General features: G+C 41.1%; 3 protein-coding genes. All 3 read left to right on the top strand.

Annotated elements, in window-relative coordinates:
- On the top strand, positions 1 to 435 hold a 435-nt coding region (locus tag AC220I_RS20910; protein ID WP_486725807.1), incomplete at its 5' end, for a Holliday junction DNA helicase RuvB C-terminal domain-containing protein.
- Between the two features lie 11 nt (positions 436 to 446).
- Positions 447 to 2,279: a SpoIID/LytB domain-containing protein gene (locus AC220I_RS20915; RefSeq protein ID WP_486725808.1), complete on the top strand. Its 1,833-nt coding sequence runs from the start codon at positions 447 to 449 to the stop codon at positions 2,277 to 2,279.
- 183 nt (positions 2,280 to 2,462) lie between these two features.
- Positions 2,463 to 2,860 (top strand): S-adenosylmethionine:tRNA ribosyltransferase-isomerase (locus tag AC220I_RS20920; protein ID WP_486725809.1); only part of this gene is annotated, 398 nt, incomplete at its 3' end.

The following is a 2,860-nucleotide window of genomic DNA, read 5'->3' on the forward strand; positions in this document are numbered from 1 at the left end:
GACATTGAGATTGATGATAATGCCTGCGAGGAAATGGCCATGAGAAGTCGAGGGACACCTCGTATTGTAAATAGGCTTTTGAAGCGGGTAAGAGACTATGCACAGGTCAGAGGAACGGGGATTGTCACAAAGGAAATCGCCAAGGCAGCGCTGGATTTGCTTGAAGTGGATGCACTTGGACTAGATGCAGTAGACCGAAAAATCATCGTCAACATGATAGAAAATTTCGATGGCGGCCCAGTTGGTGTGGAAACACTTGCAGCAGCCACTGGCGAAGAAGCCAATACCATAGAGGATGTTTATGAGCCCTATCTCATGCAGATTGGATTTATCAATAGGACTCCTAGGGGGCGTGTTGTGACCAATAAAGCGAGAGCGCATTTGGGCTACCAGCTTGTGCTGAATGTGGAACAAATGGAAGTGACTTTTGATTGATGGAGGCTATGATGCAAAACAAGTTTAAAAGTTTTGTCTTAATATTTGCAGTTGTTTTTATAAGTTTGAACAGTCAAATCGGCATGAGTCTTACCTCAGTGAAAAATATGGTAGACGTCGGTCTGATTTATGGTGCAAACAATACCTACCCAGTTGGCATCTCATCCGATCAAGGGTTTGAGTTTGGAATCTATCAGGATCAATATTTCAGCAAGCTTGTGGATTTATCCAATTATGGCGCATTGGTCATTTATAAAGATGGTTTCTTCACAGATCAAGGCCTTCTCGATGAGTCAAACGCGGCCTATTATCAGAGTGGCACTGTAAAGGGTGGTTATCATATTGCCATTGGCCCCAAATATCCAAGCTACGAGGCCATTATCAATGACTATATCACCTATAAGTCTGTCAATCCTGAAGTCTATATAAATTGTGAGCAAGGCTGGCAGCTGGCTGTGGGAAACTACATCGACAGCGCTAGTGCCCAAGCTGCTTTAGGTCAATATCAAGCACAGTTTAGCCCTCTTGGTCTAACGATTATTGAACCCAATGCAAAACGCGTTATTATTTATGGCAATAACATGCCCCTCATGTCTTATGATACAAATGAGGGTCAATATGCCCTAAAAACCTCAGTTTTTGAGATAAATAAGGTAAAATACCGTAATTCAATTAAAATTTTGAGACAAGCTGGTAGCGATTTCACTCTTATCAATCGCGTAACCATGCCTGAATACCTTTATGGGGTATTGCCAAAAGAAATGAGTGGGGATTGGCCGATTGAAGCCCTGAAAGCACAAGCCATCACCGCGAGTAATTTTGTTTATACATCAGGAACCAAGCATGCGGCATTGGGCTTTGATGTCTGCGCCACAACAGATTGCCAAGTCTATGGTGGGTATTCGGTGGAAAAGCCCAATAGCAATCAGGCTGTAAATGAAACCATAGGCTTAGGTCTATATTATGGCGATACATTAGCATCATGCTACTACCATTCAAACAGCGGTGGTGAAACTGATGATATCAGTAAGATTTGGTCAGGAGACCTGCCTTATATCAGTGGTGTTGCAGATCCGTATTCACTCAATATGCCAAATGCAACATGGACCTTAAATCTCAAGGTCAGTGACATCCAAGATAAACTAGCAAAAGCAGGCTATGCCATTGGGACACTTAAAGACATTCGCATAGTCGAGAGGACCGATCATGGAAGGGTTGTCAACATAGAGTTCGTTGGAACAAACGGCACAGCAAGTTTGCTCAAGGAAAAAGCAAGAGCAGTTTTGGGCTATACAGTTCTGAAAAGCATGAGCTTTAGCTTTAGCCCAAGCTTCGTAGACTATCAATATGTAGACGTATCAAAAGCAACCACTCAGGTGGTAACTTCAAGAGGAGAATCCACAAGCAATACAGGTGTAATACCAACCAGTACGGTGGTAGTAGAGAGTGTAGGTGGCCAAAGTCAAGTTCAAATAGAAGGCTTATATGCCATAACGGGTCAGGGTGTAAGTCCTGTTTCTGGAAGTGCAGCCCATAACGGAAGTCAAATTACCAGTATTGTAATTGGAAGCACGGCAACACAGACTAGTGCAAACACTACAAGTTCAAATACCACATCAACAACTTCATCATCAAGTACATCATTCTTACCGTCAGGCTCGCAGTTTATTAATGAATCCTATGTGAATTTATCATCGGGTACAGTAACCCTTTATGGTAGAGGCTATGGTCATGGCCTTGGCATGAGCCAGTGGGGGGCAAAAAATATGGCGGATATGGGCTTTACTTTTGAACAGATACTAAAGCATTACTATCCAAATACAGAAGTTAGAAATATTCAATAAATGGTTATTGGATATTTTTACTATTGCATCTTGGTTTGATTTTAGATACAATCGTTAATGTTTGATTCTTATGATACGCTTAAAAGCAAAAAATGAATCTAAGAGTCGGATTGAAAAATGTGTGAATGGCATTAGACTTAGAAGATCGCTAAAATTATAGAAATTATTAAATTGAGGATAAATATGAAGACTAAAGATTTTTATTTTGATTTACCGGATGAGTTGATTGCACAGGTACCACTTGAAAACAGGTCAGAATCCAGACTTATGGTCTTTGACCGTAAAACTGGTGATGTCGCTCATAAAATTTTTAAAGACATTAAAAACTATTTAAAAAGTGGTGACTGCCTCGTATTAAATAATACCAAGGTCATCCCAGCCAGACTTTTTGGCACAAAGGACACTGGCGCTGTTGTGGAATTCCTTTTACTCAAGAGGCTCAATGAAAAACAATGGGAAACTCTTGTGAAGCCCGGTAAAAAAGCAAAGATTGGCACTGTATTTACATTTGGTGACGGCCAGTTGACCTGTGAAGTTATCGGAATGGGGGAAGAGGGCTCTCGTATCATCGAATTTCAATA

The organism is Fusibacter sp., assembly GCF_057447755.1.